Origin of the sequence: Leisingera sp. ANG-S5, assembly GCF_000813925.1 — a bacterium.
Lineage (GTDB): Bacteria > Pseudomonadota > Alphaproteobacteria > Rhodobacterales > Rhodobacteraceae > Leisingera.
This window is the reverse complement of sequence record NZ_JWLH01000010.1, coordinates 304,781-325,789: the sequence shown is the minus strand read 5'-3', so window position 1 is coordinate 325,789 and position 21,009 is coordinate 304,781. Positions and strand designations below refer to the sequence as shown.

The following is a 21,009-nucleotide window of genomic DNA, read 5'->3' as shown; positions in this document are numbered from 1 at the left end:
TTGAGGATACGCCATGTTCGACCTGCAATCCATGCGGGATCAGCTCGCCAACCATTACGATCTGGCCCCCAACCCGGCCCTGGCCGAACAGATGGCAGATGTCTACGCCCGCATGGACCGCGTGGTGAACCCAATCGAATGGGCCACTCATGCACCTTATGTTGCGGCGATTCTTGAGCTGAAGAAACAGCGCAACGCGGTGATTCTGGCACATAACTACATGACGCCCGAAATCTATCACGGCATCTCGGACGTGGTCGGCGACAGCCTTCAATTGGCAATCGAAGCGACACGGGTCGAGGCTGACGTGATCGTGCAATGCGGTGTGCATTTCATGGCCGAGACCTCCAAGATCCTGAGCCCGGAGAAAACCGTGCTGATCCCGGATATGGAGGCAGGCTGTTCGCTGGCAGAAAGCATTACCGCCGAAGGTGTCGCGGAAATGCGCCGCCGCTATCCCGGCGCGCCGGTGGTCACCTATGTGAACACCACGGCTGAGGTGAAGGCCGCCTCGGATATCTGCTGCACCTCCTCCAACGCGGCGCAGATCGTTGCCGCGATGGAGGAAGACACCATCATCATGACGCCGGACCAGTACCTGGCCCAGAACATTGCCCAGCAGGTTCCGGAAAAGAACATCGTCTGGTGGGAGGGCTCCTGCATTGTGCATGAGCAGTACACCGCCAAGGATCTGCGGGATTTCCGCGAATGGAACCCGGGCACCCGGCTGATCGCCCACCCGGAATGCCCGCCGGACGTGGTGGCAGAGGCCGACTTCTCGGGCTCGACCAGTGGCATCGTCAAATACGTGACCGACGAGAAGCCGGAAAAGGCGCTCCTGATCACTGAATGCTCGATGGCCTCAAATATCGCGGACCAGCTGCCCGAAGTGGAGTTTGTCGGCCCCTGCAACATGTGCCCCTACATGAAGAAGATCACGCTGGAGAAAATCCTTTGGTCGCTGCACACCATGACCGAGCCGGTCGAAGTCGACCCGGAAGTGGCTGACAAGGCCCGTGTCGCAGTTCAGCGGATGATCGACCTTTCGCAAAAGCTAGGCATCTGATCCGTGATCGAAACCAGCCGTATCGTCATTGCCGGCGCAGGCCTTGGCGCACTTTATGCGGCACTTGAACTGGCACCGCGGCCGGTTCTGGTGATTTCCCCGGAACTGCTGGGGGAAGGCGCAAGCTCCGCTTGGGCCCAGGGCGGCGTTGCAGCTGCCATGGCCAGTCACGACACCCCAGAAGCGCACGCCGAAGACACCTTGCAAGCGGGGGCAGGCACGGTGGACCCTGAGGTGGCAGCAATGGTCACCAGGGTTGCACGCGAGCATATCATCGACCTCACCGAACTTGGCGCCCCCTTCGACCGCGACGCGCACGGTAACTACGTGATGAGCCGCGAAGCCGCACACTCCGCTGCCCGCGTGGTGCGGGTGAAGGGTGACCAGGCCGGCGGGCAAATCATGCAGACGCTGATCGCTGCCGTGCGGGCCGCTCCCTCTGTACAGGTTCTGGAAAATACTCAAGCCGTGCGCCTGGAAACCGACGGTGGTGCTGTCTCTGGCATCTGGATCAACCGTGCGGGCACGCCTTCCGCCCCAGTGCTGATCAAGGCCCCAGGCGTGCTTCTGGCGGGTGGCGGTTCAGGCGGTCTTTATGCCCACACGACCAACCCGCCCCGCATCCGCGGCCAAGTGATCGGCTTTGCCGCCCGCGCCGGCGCCAGCATTGCCGACCCTGAGTTTGTCCAGTTCCACCCCACCGCCTTTGACATCGGCGAGGACCCGGCGCCGCTGGCGACCGAAGCCCTGCGCGGCGAAGGCGCGGTGCTGGTCAATGCGGAGGGCGAGCGTTTCATGCTGTCGCAGCACCCGGATGCCGAACTGGCCCCTCGTGACATTGTCGCCCGCGCCATCTTTGCCGAAACACAAGCAGGCCGCCGCCCGATGCTCGACACCCGCGAGGCATTGGGCGCGGAGGTTCTGAGCCGCTTCCCGACGGTTGCGGAAACCTGCGCCCGCGCTGGCATCAACCCGGTGCAAGAGCCGATTCCCGTCGCCGTCGCCGCTCACTACCACATGGGCGGGGTCGATGCGGACATGAAGGGCCGCACGAGCCTGGCAAACCTCTGGGTTTGTGGTGAGGCATCTTCAACCGGGCTTCACGGTGCCAACCGGCTCGCTTCCAACGGCCTCTTGGAAGCTCTGGTCTATGCCCGCAATGCAGCCCGGGACATGGCGTCTATGTACACTCCTGCAGAGGCGGAAGAGGTCGTCCCCAGCTTCTCTGCAGGCGGCAAGGATCTGGACCCGGCCGCGCTGCAAGACTTGCGGGAAACAATGACCACCCATGCCGGCGTGCGCCGCACTGGCGATGGCCTGAAACAGGCGCTTGCCGCCATTGCCAGACTTGAGGCCGAACAGTCGGCGGACGAAAACTTCACCAACATGTGCGCAACCGCCACATTGATCGCCGCCGCCGCACTTCGGCGCGAGGAGAGCCGCGGCGGTCACTTCCGCGACGACTTTCCCGAAGCCGACCCCGAGCAGGCACACCGCACCCGCATTACCCTGAATGAGGCTCTTGCCATCCGCGCCAAGGCCGCAAAGGAGCTGTCATGAGCACTCAATTCGCCACTCTGCCCGACCTAATCCTGGAGCCGATAGTGCGCGCTGCGCTGATGGAGGACTTGGGCCAGAACGGCGATATTACCACCCGCGCGGTGATCCCGGCCTCTGCCAGCTATTCGGCCCGGCTGAACGCACGCGAGGACGGTGTGGTCTCCGGTATGCAGATTGCCCGAATCGCCTTTCACCTGGTGGATGCCGGGCTGAAGGTCGAAACGCTTCTGGCCGACGGCAGCCCTTGCCGGAAAGGCGACACGCTGATGACGATCGAAGGCTCTGCCGCCTCAATCCTGTCAGGAGAGCGTGTGGCGCTGAATTTTGCCGGCCGGCTGACGGGTATCGCCACCCTGACCGCGGCCTTTGCAGCGCAAACCAAGGGCACCGCCACCCGCATCACCTGCACTCGCAAGACCACCCCGGGCCTGCGTATTGCCGAAAAACAGGCGGTGTTGCACGGAGGCGGCTACAACCACCGCTTTGGCCTGTCAGACGCGATCCTGATCAAGGACAACCACATCGCTGCGGCGGGCGGGGTCAAGGCAGTGCTGGAAGCCGCCAAGGCCAGCGTCAGTCATATGATGAAAGTGGAAATTGAGGTCGACACCCTGGACCAGCTCTCTGAAGTGATCGCCACCGGCGGTGCCGATGTTGTGCTGCTCGACAACATGGACACGCCTACACTGGTCAAAGCAGTGGAAATGGCCAAGGATCACGTCGTGACCGAAGCTTCCGGCAACATGCGACTGGATCGCATCGCCGAGGTTGCCGCCACGGGTGTCGACTATATCTCCTCCGGCGCGCTCACTCACTCGGCACGCACGCTGGATCTGGGCCTCGATTTCTGAACGTCAGGCTTGCAGTGCAGGCGTTGCACCGCAAGCCCGCATTTGCCCCGCGGCCTGCCTGAGCCTAAAGCACTCCGCGGGGAATGACCTCACGCCATTCCTTGGTTACAACCTCTTCCTTTTTTGCACCTTCATAGGCGGTGACCCTGCGCCAAAGATAGAAATTTGCCCGGTCGCAGGTCATCCTGTTTTCGGTGTCAATTGAGACATGCCAGCCATTGCGTTCAAACTCGAAGCTCCAATCGCTGGCAAAGGCCGCTGTAGCAGGATCATCGGGATGCACCTCGTAGTGCATGGTTACATGGCTGCCCACGCACATGCCGTGATACGGGTCTACCGCCTTTCCGTAGTCGTCAAAGGTGTCCAGCACCAGCACACCATCCTCACGCGTCCAGGTTTTTGACGTGCCGGAAGCCTTGCGCTGCTGCTCCGCCTGCAACACCGGATAGTCCCGCGGCGCGCCGGGCTCTTGCGGGTCGATCTCCTCGGACACACGGCGTTCCGGCAGCACCAGCTGGCAGCCCTCAAGATGCAGGTTGACCTCCGCCGCTTCCGGCGCGGGCCAGACAATCGGCCAGTAAGACGTCGACAGCGCCAACCGCAGCTGATGCCCCGGTTTTAGGCGGTGGGCGCATTCATTCAGCTCGATCTCCGCCTCATAGCGTTTACCAGGCACCAGCTTCTCCGGCGCCTCAAAACCCTTGCGGCACGTGAGGTTCAGCGGCCGGAAACTGATCCGCTGCGAGACACCCTCTGGCGAGACATCGCAAAGCCGCGCCACCAGCTGCGCAACCGGCTTGTCAACACTGAACGCCACTTTAACCCGAGGACGGCCCAGCACTTCCAACGTCTCCTCCAAGGGCGCGGTGTCGAAACAGGCTGAAAGCTTGTCATCCTCCGCCTGATCCCCCGCCAGTTCGTTGTCAAACCGCATGCCCGGGCAGAAATAGCCGCCGGCCTGCCCCACGGTCGCCGGGCTGCGGACAGCCAAAGCTCCGCTTGCCGCCGCCTCTGCCAAAACGCCTGCGCCCAGATGCATCACCCGGTCCTGCACGTTGGGCGATGGCCACGCGGCCTCTGCCACCCAGCGCCCCTGCCGCGGCTTGTTCTGCATGGTGGGGTTGAAATGCTCCTGCATATAGACGCGATAGTCCGGCAACTCCTCCGCACCAGTCCCTTCGCCCTTCAGCCACTTACCAAACCAGCGCAGCACCTCACCGTGGAAGTCTGCCGGGTCCAGTTTGGCAATATGGGCATAGCGGTGCTCCCAGGGGCCTATCATTGCCTTGGCGGGCACCGTCAGGTTGGCCGCCAACGCCGGCGGTGCGTTTACATAGGCGTCGGCCCAGCCGGTAATCGCCAGCACCGGTGCCTGAATGGCGGACCATTCCTCACAGACCGAGCCGTGTTTCCAAAAATCTCCACGCACCTGCTGACGAAGCCATTCCGCCGCCATGAAGGGCATACCCTCGATACGTTTGATCCAGTCATCCCGCCAGTCCGACCGGAGCTCCGGATCCGCTGGGCGCGACTGGTAGGCAAACATCTGGCTGCCCCAGTTGGCATTGTCGCTCAGCAGGCACCCACCCATGTAATGAATGTCATCGGCATACCTGTCGACGGTAGAGGCAACGGAAACCACCGCCTTCAGCGCCGCCGGGCGGCGGAATGCCAGCTGAAGGCCATTGAAGCCGCCCCAGCTGATGCCGATCATGCCAATTTTGCCGTCACACCAGTCCTGCGATGCAATCCATTCAAGGAGTGTCTCGCCGTCGCTCAGTTCTTGTTCCGAATACTCATCATCGAAAACTCCCTCACTGTCTCCAGTACCCGCTATGTCCACCCGTACACATGCATAGCCCTCAGCAGCAAAGACCGTATGCGTTGTTTCATCCCGGGGGGCAGTGCCGTCACGCTTTCGGTAGGGAAGGTATTCCAGAATCGCCGGAAACGGCCCCTCGCCCTTCGGCAGCCACATACGAGCAGCGAGCTTGCGACCGTCGGGCAGAGTAATCCAATTGTTTTCAATGATGCGGTATGCACCCGGCATTGCGGTGTCCTTTAGCTTTTATTCGACGTCGGCCTTGCCTGCACATTCAACTAATCTGTAATTCCGGGAAAGTTAGCACGTGTTAGCATTTGCAAGCATATGTATGCGATCCTGCTTCAATTCGCGAAAGCTTCCACTGGTCAAGCCCAATGTTTGCAGCGCCGGCGTGCAGATGTGTGAGCGAAGATAACACCGCTATTTCGGTAATTTGGGTGCAGATTTCTCAAGAGCCAAGTCAGCACCGGAAAACTTCCATGGCCCCCGCACCCCTGGCACCCCTTCCGGGGCGATTTGCATCCCTCTATGCCTAATCTGCGGGTCTTCGAACGCTTGGCCAATTGTGTTGATCGGCCCGGCAGGCACAGTTGCCGCCTCCATTGCTTCCAATAGCCCCGCTTGCGTCCATTCGGCCAGCGACGCCTCAAGGATCAAAGTCAGCTCCCTGCGGTTTGCCACTCGCAGCTGATTTGTCTGGAACCGTGCATCTGCCTTAGCCTCAGCAAGCTTCAGCACATCGCACAACCGCTGAAACTGACCGTCATTGCCCACCGCCAGGATCACATGCCCATCGCTTACGGCCATCACCTGATAGGGTGCGATATTCGGGTGGTCGTTGCCGAGCCGGGTTGGGCTTTCCCCGGTCGTCAGATAGTTCATTGCCTGGTTCGCCAGCAAAGCCGTTGCGCAATCCAGCAGCGACATGTCCAGATGCTGCCCGCGGCCCGTGGTGTGACGCTGCTCAACTGCGGCCAGAATGCCGATGGTGCCGTACAGCCCCGTGACAATATCTGTGATCGCCACACCCACTTTTTGCGGCTGGCCATTCTGCTCTCCGGTGATCGACATCAGCCCCGACATCCCCTGAAGTAAAAAATCGTAGCCTGCCCGCGCCGCATAAGGCCCGTCCTGGCCAAAACCGGTGACTGAGCAGTAAATCAGCCGCGGATTGATCTTCGACAGGCTATCGTAGTCCAGCCCGAACTTCTTCAACCCGCCAACTTTGAAATTCTCGATCAGGATGTCCGCATCCTCTATCAATTCCAATACTGTCTGCTTGCCCTCTTCGGTGCGGAAATCTGCGGTCACGCAGTCCTTTCCCCGGTTAGCAGCATAGAAGTAGGCGGCCGTCTTCTCGCCGTCCCGCTCAATGAATGGAGGGCCCCATGTACGGGTGTCATCACCATCCGGGCTTTCCACCTTGACCACTTCTGCACCTAGATCTGCCAACGACTGACCTATCCAGGGGCCGGCAAGGATGCGGGCGAGTTCAACCACTTTCAGGCCTGCAAGCGGGGTCATGGAATCTCCTTCAGAGCAGAGGTTGCTTACTTATCGACATGCTTAGCTGCTGCCAGTTGATCCGGCAAGATTTGATCAAATTTCCAACCCAGTGAAGCCCCTCACCGGTCAAACATGCTGTCTGCGAATTCTGAAGATTTTTGTAGCTCTCCACCTTAAGCCATGTTAGCGATAACGCAACTTTAACCGGCCCAATTCCTGCGGCAGGAATTGAATTGCACTGTTCCAGGCGGCACAATGGTCTGGCTTTGCGGCCCCAATGGAACAGCGATGTAAAATCAATGGTTTCCCGCGTCATTCCAGTTGCCCCTTTTGACCTCGTGCTGTTTGGCGCGACTGGCGACCTGGCGCGCCGCAAAATTTTACCGGCCTTGTTCCACCGTTTTCAAATTGGTCAGTTCAGCAGCAATTGCCGGATTATCGGCAGTTCCCGCAGCGAGCTGACGGCAGAAGAGTTCCGCAACCAAACCGCAAATGCGATCCGCGAGTTCGGCCAGGATGTAGAAACCACACCAGACGAAATCGCTGCTTTCACGGCGCTTCTTGACTATGCCGCCGTGGATGCACGTGGCGACGCAGGCTGGGATGAGATTCACGAAAAACTACGCGACGATGCAGTGCGCGCTTTCTATCTGTCTGTTGGCCCGTCTCTGTTCACAGATATTGCTCGCCGCCTTAGCGAAACAGGTATTGCTTCGCCCGAAAGCCGCATTGTTCTGGAAAAGCCCTTCGGACACGACTTGGCCTCAGCCCAAGCTCTTAACGCCGCACTGAGGGAACACTTCGAGGAGCAGCAGATCTACCGGATCGACCATTACCTGGGCAAGGAGACAGTGCAGAACCTGATGGCGCTGCGCTTCGCAAACTCGCTGTTCGAGCCGCTCTGGAATTCCTCCCACATCGACCATGTGCAAATAACCGTGGCCGAAAGCATCGGCGTCGAAGGTCGCGGCGAGTACTATGATAAATCCGGGGCCATGCGGGACATGGTACAAAACCACCTGATGCAGCTTCTCTGCCTGACCGCAATGGAACCGCCGGCGCAGTTCACCCCCAACGCGGTGCGGGATGAGAAAGTCAAAGTGATCGAGGCGCTGCGCCCGGTGCCGCAGGAGAGCATTGCCCGCGGCCAGTACCGGTGCAGGAACGGCGGCAAAGACAGCGATGGATACCGCGACCATGCCGGCAACACTGCCAGCCGCACCGAAAGCTATATCGCGCTCAAGGTGGAGGTAGCGAACTGGCGCTGGGCCGGCACACCCTTCTATCTGCGTACCGGTAAACGCCTGCGCGAGCGCGTGAGCGAGATTGCCGTCTATTTCCGCGACCCGCCGCACAACATTTTCGAAGGCTCGGGAACAGTGCACGGCAACGTGCTGGTGATCCGGCTGCAGCCGGATGAGGGTATCACCCTGAAGACCACCATCAAGGATCCCGGCCCCGGCGGCATGCGGCTTACCGGTGCCAACCTGGACATGACCTTCGCCGACGAGCTGGCCGAATCGGGACGCCCACAAGATGCCTATGAACGCCTGATTATGGATGTGATCCGTGGGAATCAGACCCTGTTCATGCGCGGCGACGAGGTCGAGGCCGCCTGGGCCTGGGCCGACCCGATCATCGCCGGCTGGCAGGACACAGGCGACACCCCGCAATTCTATGACAGCGGCAGTTCAGGTCCCGATGACTCACTCTTGCTGATCCACCGTGACGGCCGCCGCTGGCGCAGCATCGGAGCGTAATATGGCCGCCCTCCCTTTCGCCACCGCAGTTTGCAGCAAAGGCACCACATGACCCTTCATTCCACACTGGCCGCCGTGACAGAGCGTATCATCCTCCGCAGCGAGGCGTCCCGCGCCGCCTATTTGGACAGGATGCGTGCGGCACAAGGCAAAGGCCCGGCCCGGGCCCATCTCAGCTGCTCCGGCCAGGCCCATGCCTACGCTGCCACTGGTGCGGACCAGCAGGCTTTGGCGGAAGCCTCAACTGGGCACCTGGGAATCGTCACCGCCTATAACGACATGCTGTCGGCGCATCAGCCGTTTGAGACCTATCCTGCGCTTATCCGCGACGCAGTGCGCAAGGCAGGCGGCACCGCGCAGGTGGCGGGCGGGGTGCCGGCGATGTGCGACGGTGTCACCCAGGGTGAGGCCGGCATGGAGCTGAGCCTGTTTTCCCGCGACACGATCGCCATGGCTGCGGGCGTCGCACTCAGCCACAATGTGTTCGACGCCGCGGTGTTCCTCGGTGTTTGCGACAAGATTGTGCCCGGCTTGGTTATCGGCGCCCAAGCCTTTGGCCATATCCCGGCGGTATTCCTGCCTGCAGGGCCGATGACCAGCGGCCTGGCCAATGACGAGAAGGCGCATATCCGACAGAAATTTGCCGCTGGGGAAGTCACCCGCGAGGAGCTGCTGAAGGCAGAGATGGCGGCCTACCACGGCCCCGGCACCTGCACTTTCTACGGCACTGCCAACACCAACCAGATGCTGATGGAGTTCATGGGGCTGCATCTGCCAGGATCGTCCTTCGTGAACCCCGGCACCCCCCTTCGTGAGGCCCTTACGGTTGAGGGCGCCAAGAGGGCGCTGTCGCTCAGCGCCCTTGGCAACAACTACACCCCGGTCTGCGAGGTTCTGGACGAGAAAGCTTATGCCAATGGCATCGTCGGGCTGATGGCAACCGGCGGCTCAACCAACCTGCTGATCCACCTGATCGCCATGGCGCGGGCGGGCGGCATCCTCCTCGACTGGCAGGACTTTGCGGATCTCTCGGAATCTGTGCCGCTGCTGGCCAAGGTTTATCCCAACGGGTTGGCCGACGTGAACCATTTCCACGCCGCAGGCGGACTTGGTTACATGATCGGCGAGCTGCTGAAGGCGGGCCTTCTGCACCCGGACACCAGGACGGTCGCAGGCGAAGGGCTGGAGCACTACACACAGGAGCCGTTCTTGTCAGGGGACGGGCTCACCTACCGCCAGGGCCCAGGGCAAAGCCTGAACGACGCGGTACTGCGCCCTGCCGAAGCGCCATTCCAGATGACCGGCGGGCTCAAGCGGCTGACCGGAAATCTGGGCACCTCTGTTATCAAAGTCTCGGCAGTCGCGAAAGAGCATCAGCTGGTCGAAGCTCCGGCCCGGGTCTTTCATGATCAGGAAGAGGCCAAAGCGGCGTTCAAAGCCGGTGAACTGACCAGCGACGTGATTGTGGTGGTGCGTTTCCAAGGCCCCAAGGCCAACGGCATGCCGGAGCTTCACAGCCTGACGCCGTTCCTTGGTATCCTGCAGGGCCGCGGCCAGAAGGTGGCGCTGGTTACTGACGGGCGGATGTCCGGAGCCTCCGGCAAAATCCCGGCGGCGATCCATGTGGTGCCCGAAGCCCTGGATGGCGGGCCGATTGCCCGGATCCGGGACGGCGACGTTCTGCGGCTCGATGCCGCTCGCGGCACGCTCGAAGTCCTGACAGAAGGCGCAATGGAACGCGAACCGGCCACTGCCGACCTCAGCGCATATCAGCACGGCACCGGCCGCGAGCTGTTTTCCCTATTCCGCCGCTCGGTTGCCTCAGCCGACGAAGGCGCCAGCGTATTTGGAGTTTGAATGATGCGGATTACCCCTCAGGACGCCAGCCTACGCACCTGCGAGATTTGCGCGATGGCGCCCGTGATGCCGGTGCTGGTGGTGGAGGACGCGGCCCATGCCCGCCCGCTTGCCGAAGCACTCGTGGCAGGCGGGCTGCCCGCACTGGAAGTCACCCTGCGCACCGGCGCGGCGCTAGAGGTGATCCGCGAAATGGCAAAGGTGAAAGGCGGCATTGTCGGTGCCGGCACGCTGATCACCCCCAAGGACGCCGAGGCCGCCAAGGAGGCCGGCGCCCAATTCGGTGTCTCGCCCGGCGCCACGGATTACCTTCTGGATGCCTGCGAATCCATCGGCCTGCCGCTCCTGCCCGGCGCTGCCACCGCAACTGAGGCAATGCGGCTGCTAGCCCGCGGCTACGGCATGCTGAAGTTCTTCCCGGCCGAAGCCTCCGGCGGCGCGCCCGCACTCAAGGCAATCGGCGCGCCCTTGCCGCAAATCTCCTTCTGCCCCACTGGCGGTATTACCCCCGCCAATGCCGAAAACTACCTGAGCCTGGGCAATGTAGTCTGTGCCGGCGGCAGCTGGGTTGCTCCCAGTGACCTGGTCCAGGCGCACAATTGGAGCGCGATTGAAGCCTTGGCTTGCGACGCGGCCACGCTGGGTCAAACGTGAACATTTTTCTCCCTGCGGCAGATCGCACGGGACAGGATCAGCAGGTGCTGCCGTGCCCGAACCCAAGCTCATTCTGATAGGCAAATAGCGCCGGTAGCCCTCCTGTGTGCAGCAGCAGCACTTTTTGCCCTTTGGCGATAGAACCCGTTTCCAGCAGCCCCAACAGCCCGGCAAACGTCTTGGCGGAGTAAACCGGATCCAGAAGGATTCCTTCTGCCATTGCCATGCGCTGTAACGCGGCGCGCGTGGCCGGCCCGGCCCGCCCATAACCGGGGGCGAGCGCACCATCCCAAGTGAGGATGTCCCCGCTTCCAAATGGGCGCGGTGCATTCATCAGATCTGCCAGATTTTGCGTCAATTGTTCGAGCCTGTCTTTTTGCAGCTGTGCATTTCTGCGAACACAGATGCCGTAAACCGGTGCGGTGATGCCGGCACGGCGTGTTCCTATCAGAAAGCCGGCATGGGTTGCGCCGCTTCCAGAAGGTACCACAGCCGCATCAAAGCTGCCGATCTGCGCAGCAAGTTCCTCTGCCGCCAGGACATAGCCCAAGGCGCCTAGGGGTGGATGCCCAAGACCCAGAGGAATGATGTAAGGATTGCAGCCCGCCTTGCGCAGCTCTTCTGCTTGCGCCTCCAGGGCTGCATCGGCTCCGGCTTCATTCTCGCCTTCCGGATAGCTAATGCTTTCCGCACCCAGAATGTCCGACAAATGAATATTGCCGGATCTGTAATAGAGTGGGTCCATCCCTGGCACCCGCTCTTCTCGCTGAAGAATGGCCCGCATCCCAAGTTTTGCAGCAGCCGCAGCAGCTGTCCGGCAAAAGTTCGACTGAACAGCGCCGGTAATCAGGATAGTATCCGCCTGGTCCGCTAGCGCTGCCCCCAGATAAAATTCCAGCTGGCGTGTTTTGTTTCCGCCGAAACTGAGCCCTGTCAGATCGTCCCGCTTGATCCAAAGATCGATTTCTAGCTCGTGCGACAACCGGTCCAGCCTTTCCAGCGGGGTCGGCTGAACCAACAGAGGGGCACGGGGAAAGGCCCGGAAGCAGTCCTTTGTCATGCTCATTTCGGATCCTTCACTATAGCCGTAGTTCACTGCTTCCAACAGTGAAGCCGTCACCGGTTCCGTCAATAATAAATGTTAGCACTGCGACTGAGCTCAGTTTCATCAGCTCTGACTGTTTCAGTTACTGAGACGGTTGCTTTGTCGTGTTTTGCTTCCCATGTGTTCTGAATGCACTGAATCCCCAAGGACCAGCCGGATGACAGAAACAAGTACAACACCAGTCCTTCGAGTCGATATTGTCTCGGATGTCGTCTGCCCTTGGTGTGCTGTCGGCTACAGCCAGCTCGCCTTTGCCGCCCGCCGCGCCGGGGTGGCATTGGATATCCATTGGCAGCCGTTTGAACTCAACCCGGACATGGCGACCGAGGGCGAGCACCTGCGCGAGCACTTGGCCGCAAAATACGGCAGCTCAGATGAACAATCCGCGCAAGTGCGCGCGAGTTTGACTGAAATGGGCGAAGCGCTGGGTTTCACCTTCCGCTTCTTTGACGGCATGCGGATCTACAACACCTTTCAGGCGCATCAGCTGATCGAATGGGCCGAGGGACAGGGCAACGGCCACGAGATGAAGCAGGCGCTGCTGAGCGCGTACTTCACTGATGGCAAGAATATCTCTGATCCAGAGGTATTGGTAATGACCGCCCAAAGCCTCGGCCTAAATGGCGCCGATGCGCGTGCGGCCCTGGAGAGCGGCAAACACGCGGACAGCGTGCGCCAGCGAGAGGCTTTCTGGGTGCAGCATGGCATCCGCGGCGTGCCTGCGATGGTGTTCGATAGCCGCCATCTGGTGACCGGAGCGCAAGGCGTCGAGAATTACGCCAATATCCTTGAGCAGCTCGGGCACACAGTGAACCCGTTCTCCTGACCGCGGTGCCCGGTCATCGGTCAGGCCGCTCCCTAGTGCTCAAAGATCAGCCCGCAGGAAGACACTGAGCAATCGCCGTTTCCACCTTGTCCACCACCTCAGTGATCTGTTCGCCGGTGATGATATAGGGCGGTGCAAGCAGGATGTGGTCGCCCTTCCGGCCGTCGCGGGTGCCGGACATCGGATAACAGATCAAGCCGGCCTGAAACGCTGCCTTTTTGATTTTCCCAGCCAAACCCAGCCCCGGATCAAAGGGAGCTTTGGTTTCGCGGTCAGCGACCAGCTCCACTCCGCGAAACAACCCGCGACCGCGGATGTCGCCCACGTTCGGGTGCTGGCCAAAGCGCTCCTCCAGCGAGGCTTGCAGCTTCTCTCCCATCTCGGCGCAACGCTGCACCAGCCCGCGCTCCAGCATTGCCTTGACCACAGCCAGACCCGCAGCGGTCGCCACCGGATGGCCGATGTAAGTGTGCCCGTGCTGGAAGAAGCCGGAACCGTGCTCAATCGCCTCGTAGATTCTCTTGGTGCAAAGCATGGCTCCGATCGGCTGGTAACCTGCGCCCAGACCTTTGGCGATACACAAGATATCGGGCGCCACACCGTCGGCCTCGCAGGCAAAGAGATGGCCGGTGCGGCCCATGCCGCACATCACTTCATCAAGAATCAGAAGCACACCATACTTGTCACAGATCTCGCGGATACGCTTGAAATAGCCCTCAACCGCCGGCACCGCGCCAGAGGTGGCGCCAACCACCGGCTCCGCCATGAAGGCCATAACGGTTTCCGGGCCGAGGCGGAGAATTTCCGCCTCCAGCTCATTGGCAACCCGCTGGCCATAGTCATAGCTGCTCTCGCCTTCCGCCTTGCCCACATATTCGTAGCAAGGCGAGATGTGGGAAATTTCGATCAAGAGCGGCGCAAACTGCGTGCGGCGCCACTCGTTGCCGCCTGCTGCCAAGGCACCGAGAGTGTTGCCGTGGTAGCTTTGCTTGCGGGCAATGATGTGGCGGCGCTGCGGCTCGCCGCGCTCCAGGTGGTACTGGCGGGCAAGTTTGATTGCCGCCTCGGTCGCCTCGGAACCGCCAGAGACGAAATAGACCCGATCGATATCTCCCGGCGCGTTGGCCACCAGCAAGTCCGCCAGCTCTTCCGCCGGTTCCGAGGTGAGGAAACCGGTATGGGCAAAGGCCAATTTGCCAACCTGCTCTTGCACTGCCTTGATCACATCGGCGTCGGAATGGCCCAGGCAGGAGACCGCCGCGCCACCGGAGCCGTCGAAATAGCGCTTGCCGCTGGCATCGATCAGGTAACAACCGTCGCCTGCAACAGCAGTGGGCAGGCTGGCTTTGGTGTGGCGGGGAAAGACATGACTCATGATCAGCACTCCTTGAGCGTATGGCCCTGGGCCTTTGCGGCCTGAACGAAGGCGGCGACCGAGGCTGCATTATCTGCAAGAAGCCCGCCCTCTGGTGTTTCGATGTTATTCTCAAATCCGATTCGCGCATCCCCGCCCGTAGCAATTGCAGCCAGCAGGCAGGCGCGTTCATGCCGGCCAAAAGCACAGACAGTCCAGTTGAGACGCATATCCGCCGCAGCGTCACGGAAGGCCGCGAGCCCCCTAGGCTGCGCCAGAACAGGCGGGCTGTACGTGCCCAGAACAAAGATCGCATCGCGCATGACACCCGGAACGGTGCCGTCCTGGTACCAGGCGCGCAGTTGGGCGATGCAGTCCGGACCGTACAGGATATGCTGCACTTCCGTGCCTGCTTCCGCGCACAGGGCATAGGCGCGCGCGGCAAGCTCCGCGTCCCGGGCCATTTCCCTCACCGAGACAGAGGCCGCTGCAGGGCGCAGCTTGTCCAGACAGGTGAACTGGTCCTCCACGTTGTAAAGCCCGGCGCTTTCCGTGGTGATCTGCACCGCCATTGCCGGCGCGCTTTCCCGCACCGCATCAAGGGCTTCACGGTAGCGGCCTGCGTCCAGTGAATGGCGCCCTTCAGCGTCCCGCACATGTAAATGCAAAGCCCTGGCCCCCTCGGAAAAACAAGCGGCGGCGGCCTGTGCTGTCTGTTCGGGCGTCACCGGCAGTTGCGGATGATCCGCACGTGTGCGCCGGGCGCCATTCGGTGCAACCATCAATTTGTACTCTGCCACTGTCTGCCTCCTATGCAGCAAGTCCTGCCGCGATGCAGGCCACGGCCGACGGAACCTTGGGCTATCAGCACAAGCAATCTCAACATCACAACTCCAGAACATTTGTTCTGAAGCAGAGCACATCCGGCGACGCCTTGCCGACGCAAGCTGAACATGCAACCTCTGGACCTAAGCAAGCACATGCTCTGGCCCTAACGAATTCTCGGAATCTGACGTTTCTGGTACATAATACGCCTCAGTAGCCCTGTAGGGTGCCAGGCAGCCTGATTCACTTCTAACGCCGAAAGGACATGTCATGGACGGCACGTTCAACGAAAACGATCTCTCCCGTGTGGTCGAGGCCGACAAGGCCCACATGTGGCACCACCTGTTCCAGCACAAGGCGCTGGAATCCTCCGACCCGCGCATCATTGTCGAGGGCAAGGGCATGCGCGTCTGGGATCAGAACGGCAAGGAATTCCTGGATGCTGTGTCCGGCGGGGTCTGGACCGTCAACGTCGGCTACGGCCGCGAGAACATCTGCAAGGCGGTATACGACCAGCTGATGAAGGTCTGCTATTTTGCGAACTCCGCGGGCTCCATCCCCGGCGCGCTGTTTGCAGAGAAACTGATCTCCAAGATGCCGGGCATGACCCGCGTCTACTACACCAACTCCGGATCCGAGGCCAACGAGAAGGCCTTCAAGATGGTCCGCCAGATCGCCCACAAGAAATATGGCGGCAAGAAAACCAAGATCCTGTACCGCGACCGCGATTACCACGGCTCCACCCTGGCAACTATGTCGGCAGGCGGCCAGGATGAGCGCAACGCTCAGTACGGCCCCTTTGCACCCGACTTTGTCCGCGTCCCGCACTGCATGGAATACCGCAAGCATGAGTTGGGCCTGGAGCATCTTTCGGGCCGCGAATTCGGCATCGCCGCTGCTGACGCCATCGAAGAAGTCATCCTGCGGGAAGGCCCGGAAACCGTTGGTGCCCTGTGCCTGGAGCCGGTGACCGCGGGCGGCGGCGTGATCGAAGCGCCGGAAGGCTATTGGGAGCGTGTGCAGGAGATCTGTAAGAAGTACGATGTGCTGCTGCATATCGACGAGGTTGTCTGCGGCGTTGGCCGTACCGGAAAATGGTTCGGCTATCAGCAGTACGGCATCAAGCCCGATTTCGTGACTATGGCCAAAGGTGTGGCCTCCGGTTATGCGGCGATTGCCTGTATGGTTACCACTGAGGAAGTCTTTGAGATGTTCAAGGACGACACCTCCGATCCGATGAACTACTTCCGCGACATTTCCACCTTCGGCGGCTGCACCGCGGGCCCCGCAGCGGCGCTGGTGAACATGCAGATCATCGAGGACGAAAACCTGCTGGATAACTGCGCAGCCATGGGCGAGCGGATGCTGGACAACCTGCACAAGCTGCAAGAGAAGCACGCCGTGATCGGCGATGTACGCGGCAAGGGTCTGTTCCTGGGTGCCGAGCTGGTGCAGGATCGCGATACCAAGGAGCCGGTGGACGAGAAGCTGGCCCAGCAGGTCGTCGCGGAATGCGGAGCGCAGGGTGTGATCATCGGCGTCACCAACCGCTCGCTCCCGGGCCGCAACAACACCCTGTGCTTCAGCCCGGCGCTGATCGCCACCGCGGACGACATCGATGCGATCTGCGATGCGGTCGACAAAGCTCTGACCAAAGTTTTCGGCTGACAACCTCTCCCTGTTGGACGAACAAACTGCGCCCCGGATTGTCCGGGGCGTTTTCTTATTTCGTGCCGCCGGTTTAGGGGGCGCGAGGTCCGGCTGCCAAACGGCCCATCCTTGACGCGATTTCTTCAAACAAAAATCGGGAGTGGCCTCTGGACGGCACCACAGTCCACCTCAGGCTATTGAGTAATGACTATCGGCGCCGCGCGAAAGCACGGCGCCTGGCCCAACGGGCAAACTGCAGTCTTCGATTGCTTCTCAGCAGGCGGGAGAGCCCTGCCCTCCGCGCACTTCAAACCAGCTGGAACAGAATACCCGACAGCACGGCACCGCTCACGCCCAGGCTCAGATAGGCTGCAAAAACCTTCGGTTTCACCAGCGACCAGACCGCCGCCATGGCGGGAACAGAGCTGACTGCACCCGCCACCATAAATGCCATGGCCGCACCTGCGCTCATTCCCTGCTCCATCAATCCCGCCAGCAGCGGTGGCGCGACATAGGAGTTAAGGTAGGCTGGCATGCCGACCAGTGCAGCAATGGCAATCGGCAGAACACCTTCACCTCCCACCAGCCCGGCGATCACATCGGCCGGAACATAGTGGACCAGAAGCGACTCCAGAACATAGGCCAGGGCCAGCCATTTCAGCAGGAACAGCCCATTGGAGACTAACTCTTCGCGGAACTTCACCCTGCGGTCGCCCTCGGTCCAAAAGCGCCAGCTCGGCTTGGAATCCGGCTTTGGCCCGCCGCAGCCGCAGCAGCTCTGGGTCTCCTGCTTGCGCAGCGGATTGGTGAATACACCCTGCCCCCGCAGCAGCTTGATGGCAAAGCCGCCAAACAGCCCCAACGCAACGGCAGCCACCGCCTTACCGATAGCGAAGGGCCAGCCCAAAGCCCCTGCGGTGATTAAAAGCGTCGGCGGGTCGATCAGCGGCGAGGACAGCCAAAAGGCCATTACCGCCGACAAGGGCGCGCCCAGCGCCAGCAGCCCGGCAATGAACGGGATCACTTCGCAAGAGCAAAACGGCGCCAGCCCGCCAAACAGCGCGGCGAGGAATATCATCCTAGTTTCACGGCCCTCAAAGGCACGGGCAACCATCATTTCTGCGCCCGTCGCCTTGAGATAGGCGAGCAGCAGCACAGCAAACAGGATGTAGCGGGCCGTACTGCCCAACGCTGTGAGGGCAAACTCCAGAACAGAACGGAAGTTGCCCGGATCAAGGACAGCAGCGCCTGCCAGCAGAGCAATGCTCAGAGCCCAGGGCGTCTTCAGCCCGTTGCCCAACAACTTCGCGCGGCGGGGGCTTTGAGTCAGATCAGCCATCGCTTGTCCCCTTTTTACCTTCATCCGCGCAGCATTCCTGCAAGATGAAGCCGGCCAGCGCTTCCAGCCGTTTGTAGTCGGCCCGGCAGGAGGTGCTGCGCCCCTCGCGCGCCTGTACCACCACACCTGCTGCAGCCAGGAACTTCAGATGATGCGCCAGCGTCGAGGGCGCAATGCCGGTGCGACTCTGGATTTCCCCAACAGTCAGCCCGTGATCGCCTGCGCGTATCAGGCATCGCAGCACTTGCAACCTTGCTTCGGACCCCATGGCCGCAAAGCCCTGTGCAGCCTCTTCCCATTCCATGAATCCAACCCCTATTTGATTCGATATAACTAGTTTTATAGTTATAAAAGCGCATTGCAAGAGGAGAACACCGCTAGCCTATCGAAAGCTGCAAATGGATGTGATCGTCATGCCGTGCTGCACGGCAGCCCTGAAAACGCAGCTTGCTGGAACGCAATCCCAGCCGCTCCTGCAGATGCGGTTCCAGAAAAACCTTCTCAACCCTGCCGTCTGCCATCAAAACCTGCAGCAGGCGGCGGGTGCGATCCGTGTCTATATACAATTCCCGCCACATCGGCTGCAGCACCTGAAGATCCCAGCGCAGAGTAAACCAGGCACCGGGACACTCCGACGGCCCCTGCTCAAAGGCAAAATAGCCGATCGGAGACCTGGTAGCCTTGGGCCTGAAACCGGATGCATCCGCATAGAAGAAAGCGAGATCCGCTTTGCGGCCATCATGGTGGGACAAGTGCGGAAGCAGCGGAAAGCCGGCAACGAACGGAAAATTCGCATCAAGAACCTGCGTGACAGTGCCCGGATAGTCTGCGTCCACCGCTGCTGCCGTGTCCTGCAGAACCTCCGCCAATTCCGGCGACACGTAGTTCCGGTTCATCGCGCAATAGAGCCAGGACTGCACTTGCAGGGAGCTATCTTCCCAGCAACTGAGGGCAACCCGCCCGAATTGCGGCGCAGCCCAAGTGGCGGACAGGCTGAGACCCGCGTAGAGCAAAACGAACGGCACCAGCCTGCGGCGGAACAAGAGTGCCCCAAGCCAGGCAATCCCCCCGAGCTGAGTGAGAAGTGTCAAAAGAACAACGATTGCCAGATGGCCAAGGAATTTAAACATGGCGGCACGCTGGCACCGCACGCCAGCCAGAGCAAGCTGCAGATTCCTCCAAACTGGCCCTAAGTCCAGATTGCGCCCCGTTTAGGTCCACCCTAAGGTGGCCTGCATGGCCATCTCAGTTGACACCTTCTTTCTGAACCCGGACGCCCAGGGAACCTTGCAGGCCCAGATCCAGGAAATGATTGCCGAAGGCATTCTGTCCGGCCGCTTCCGGGTTGGGGAGAAACTGCCGTCCTCGCGCAAGCTGGCAGCACACCTGGGCATCAGCCGGATCACTGTCACGCTGGCCTACACTGAATTGCTGGCCAATGACTACCTCACCTCACGCGGGCGGTCCGGGTATTTTGTCTCTGACAATGCACCGGTGCCGCCCTCCTATACGCCGCAGCAGAAAACTGGCGATACGCTTGACTGGGGCAAGGTGATGGCACGCAGCTTCACCGGCGGCGACACCCCGCGCAAACCGCAGGACTGGCGCGAATACCGTTATCCCTTCATCTATGGCCAGGCAGACGCCTCGCTTTTTGACCACGCCAACTGGCGGCTTTGCGCCCTGCGCGCATTGGGACAAAAAGACTTCTCTGCACTGGCCAATGACTATTTTGACCAGGACGACCCGCTGCTGATCGAATATATCGCCCGGCACACCCTGCCACGGCGCGGGATCACGGCACGTCCAGAAGAGATCCTGATCACGCTCGGCGCCCAAAATGCACTTTGGATCACCTGCCAATTGTTGCTGAACCGCGGCCGAAGGGCGGCGGTGGAAGACCCGGCCTACTACACTCTGCGCGACCAGGTAGTACAGACCCGATGCCAGGTCGATTGTATTCCAGTGGATGAGCGCGGCCTCCCTCCCGGAAGCATTCCCGACGATACAAACGTTATCTTCTGCACGCCCAGCCACCAGAGCCCGACCACCTTTACGATGCCGATGGAACGGCGCAAAGAACTGCTTCAGCGCGCCAGTGAAATTGATGCCGTTATCGTCGAGGACGATTACGAGTTTGAGATGTCCTTCCTTGGTGCACCCTCTCCATCACTTAAGTCTCTCGATACCGAAGGCCGGGTGATTTATGCGGGCAGTTTCTCCAAGTCGCTTTTTCCGGGTCTGCGGCTTGGCTATCTGGTCGGCTCGGAGCCTTTTATCCGCCAGGCCCGCGCCTTGCGGGCCAGCGTGCTCCGGCATCCGCCCGGACACGTCCAGCGTACCGTCGCATATTTCCTCTCTCTCGGCCATTACGACGCGCAGATCCGGCGCATAGCCAAGGTTTTGCACGACCGGCGCGCCGTTATAGAGGATGCGATCCGCAAGCATGGATTGACCATTGCCGGCGTCGGCAGCTTTGGCGGTTCGGCTTTGTGGATGCAGGCACCCGAGGATGTTGACGCCACTGCAGTGGCAGAGCGGCTGCGCGCGAAAAGTGTGATCATCGAACCCGGGGCCCCCTTCTTTTCTGCGGAGCACCGCAAGCAGAATTTTTACCGGCTTGGCTATTCCTCGATTCCTGCAACCAGAATTGAACCAGGTCTGGCATTGCTGGCCCAAGCGCTGAAACAGCGCTGAGCGGGTTCCCTCCCCTCGCGCACCCAAGGTAAAAAAATGATACCAGAAGTATCATCTGTCGATACCTGATATTTTTGAGCTCCAGCAGGCGTGACCGGCTGAACCTTATGTGAAAAAACCGTCCGGCTATTTTC

Annotated in this window: 18 protein-coding genes; 9 read left to right on the top strand and 9 right to left on the bottom strand. The window is 60.8% G+C overall.

The window, feature by feature from the left end; translation table 11 throughout:
• Positions 1–13: 13 nt before the first annotated feature.
• From nadA to nadC, 3 genes are read left to right on the top strand one after another with little or no spacing between them, the layout of a single operon-like run.
• Entirely contained in the window at positions 14–1,066 is a 1,053-nt protein-coding gene (nadA, locus tag RA25_RS16140; RefSeq protein WP_019297236.1) for a quinolinate synthase NadA, read from the top strand.
• Between the two features lie 3 nt (positions 1,067–1,069).
• Positions 1,070–2,626 carry an L-aspartate oxidase gene (locus RA25_RS16135; protein WP_019297237.1) on the top strand — a complete coding sequence of 519 codons (1,557 nt, stop codon included), beginning with the start codon at positions 1,070–1,072 and terminating at the stop codon, positions 2,624–2,626.
• Positions 2,623–3,477: a carboxylating nicotinate-nucleotide diphosphorylase gene (nadC, locus tag RA25_RS16130; RefSeq protein WP_019297238.1), complete on the top strand. Its 855-nt coding sequence runs from the start codon at positions 2,623–2,625 to the stop codon at positions 3,475–3,477. The genes RA25_RS16135 and nadC overlap by 4 nt, the downstream gene beginning before the upstream one ends.
• A 64-nt stretch (positions 3,478–3,541) precedes the next feature.
• Here the strand turns inward: nadC and RA25_RS16125 are convergent, their stop codons facing one another.
• The 3 genes from RA25_RS16125 to RA25_RS23130 all read right to left on the bottom strand — a co-directional run bounded on the left by RA25_RS16125 (position 3,542) and on the right by RA25_RS23130 (position 7,124).
• Entirely contained in the window at positions 3,542–5,527 is a 1,986-nt protein-coding gene (locus tag RA25_RS16125; protein ID WP_039173756.1) for a CocE/NonD family hydrolase, read from the bottom strand.
• A 195-nt stretch (positions 5,528–5,722) separates the two neighbouring features.
• Complete coding sequence (locus tag RA25_RS16120; RefSeq protein WP_019297240.1) at positions 5,723–6,826, bottom strand: CaiB/BaiF CoA transferase family protein; 1,104 nt, start codon at positions 6,824–6,826, stop codon at positions 5,723–5,725.
• A 10-nt stretch (positions 6,827–6,836) separates the two neighbouring features.
• A complete protein-coding gene (locus tag RA25_RS23130; protein ID WP_206539702.1) occupies positions 6,837–7,124 on the bottom strand; it encodes a hypothetical protein in 288 nt (95 codons plus the stop codon).
• Between RA25_RS23130 and zwf the strand changes: the two genes are divergently transcribed.
• From zwf to eda, 3 genes are read left to right on the top strand one after another with little or no spacing between them, the layout of a single operon-like run.
• Positions 7,108–8,568 (top strand): glucose-6-phosphate dehydrogenase, encoded by a 1,461-nt coding sequence (gene zwf, locus RA25_RS16115; RefSeq protein ID WP_039173754.1) that lies wholly within the window; start codon positions 7,108–7,110, stop codon positions 8,566–8,568. The two genes, RA25_RS23130 and zwf, sit on opposite strands and share 17 nt — an antisense overlap.
• Before the next feature lie 48 nt (positions 8,569–8,616).
• Positions 8,617–10,425 (top strand): phosphogluconate dehydratase, encoded by a 1,809-nt coding sequence (gene edd, locus RA25_RS16110; protein ID WP_019297242.1) that lies wholly within the window; start codon positions 8,617–8,619, stop codon positions 10,423–10,425.
• A gap of 3 nt (positions 10,426–10,428) precedes the next feature.
• Positions 10,429–11,079: a bifunctional 4-hydroxy-2-oxoglutarate aldolase/2-dehydro-3-deoxy-phosphogluconate aldolase gene (eda, locus tag RA25_RS16105; RefSeq protein ID WP_039173949.1), complete on the top strand. Its 651-nt coding sequence runs from the start codon at positions 10,429–10,431 to the stop codon at positions 11,077–11,079.
• A gap of 37 nt (positions 11,080–11,116) precedes the next feature.
• On the opposite strand, the gene RA25_RS16100 is transcribed toward eda, so the two are convergent.
• Complete coding sequence (locus tag RA25_RS16100) at positions 11,117–12,175, bottom strand: D-cysteine desulfhydrase family protein (RefSeq protein WP_241477430.1); 1,059 nt, start codon at positions 12,173–12,175, stop codon at positions 11,117–11,119.
• Positions 12,176–12,341: 166 nt separating this feature from the next.
• Here RA25_RS16100 and RA25_RS16095 point away from each other — a divergent pair, with 166 nt between their 5' ends.
• Complete coding sequence (locus RA25_RS16095) at positions 12,342–13,010, top strand: DsbA family oxidoreductase (RefSeq protein WP_039173752.1); 669 nt, start codon at positions 12,342–12,344, stop codon at positions 13,008–13,010.
• A 46-nt stretch (positions 13,011–13,056) separates the two neighbouring features.
• Here the strand turns inward: RA25_RS16095 and RA25_RS16090 are convergent, their stop codons facing one another.
• Both RA25_RS16090 and RA25_RS16085 read right to left on the bottom strand, forming a co-directional pair.
• Entirely contained in the window at positions 13,057–14,385 is a 1,329-nt protein-coding gene (locus tag RA25_RS16090) for an aspartate aminotransferase family protein (RefSeq protein ID WP_039173751.1), read from the bottom strand.
• A 2-nt stretch (positions 14,386–14,387) separates the two neighbouring features.
• Positions 14,388–15,164, bottom strand: coding sequence for a 3-keto-5-aminohexanoate cleavage protein (locus RA25_RS16085; protein WP_152612222.1), 777 nt, complete (start codon positions 15,162–15,164; stop codon positions 14,388–14,390).
• Positions 15,165–15,459: 295 nt separating this feature from the next.
• On the opposite strand from RA25_RS16085, the gene RA25_RS16080 reads away from it, so the two are divergent.
• The gene (locus RA25_RS16080) at positions 15,460–16,857 is read left to right on the top strand and encodes an aminotransferase family protein (protein ID WP_039173746.1); all 1,398 of its coding nucleotides are present in this window, start codon (positions 15,460–15,462) and stop codon (positions 16,855–16,857) included.
• A gap of 289 nt (positions 16,858–17,146) precedes the next feature.
• Here RA25_RS16080 and RA25_RS16075 read toward each other — a convergent pair whose 3' ends face one another.
• From RA25_RS16075 to RA25_RS16065, 3 genes are all read right to left on the bottom strand, one after another.
• On the bottom strand, positions 17,147–18,178 hold the full coding sequence (locus RA25_RS16075; protein ID WP_019297249.1) for a permease: 1,032 nt from the start codon (positions 18,176–18,178) through the stop codon (positions 17,147–17,149).
• Entirely contained in the window at positions 18,171–18,482 is a 312-nt protein-coding gene (locus RA25_RS16070) for an ArsR/SmtB family transcription factor (RefSeq protein WP_039173744.1), read from the bottom strand. Before RA25_RS16070 ends, RA25_RS16075 begins: the two co-directional genes overlap by 8 nt.
• A 73-nt stretch (positions 18,483–18,555) precedes the next feature.
• Positions 18,556–19,014, bottom strand: a complete 459-nt coding sequence (locus RA25_RS16065) for a hypothetical protein (protein ID WP_241477429.1) — start codon at positions 19,012–19,014, stop codon at positions 18,556–18,558.
• 400 nt (positions 19,015–19,414) lie between these two features.
• Between RA25_RS16065 and pdxR the strand changes: the two genes are divergently transcribed.
• Positions 19,415–20,875, top strand: a complete 1,461-nt coding sequence (gene pdxR / locus RA25_RS16060; RefSeq protein ID WP_019297252.1) for a MocR-like pyridoxine biosynthesis transcription factor PdxR — start codon at positions 19,415–19,417, stop codon at positions 20,873–20,875.
• The last annotated feature ends 134 nt before the right edge of the window (positions 20,876–21,009 follow it).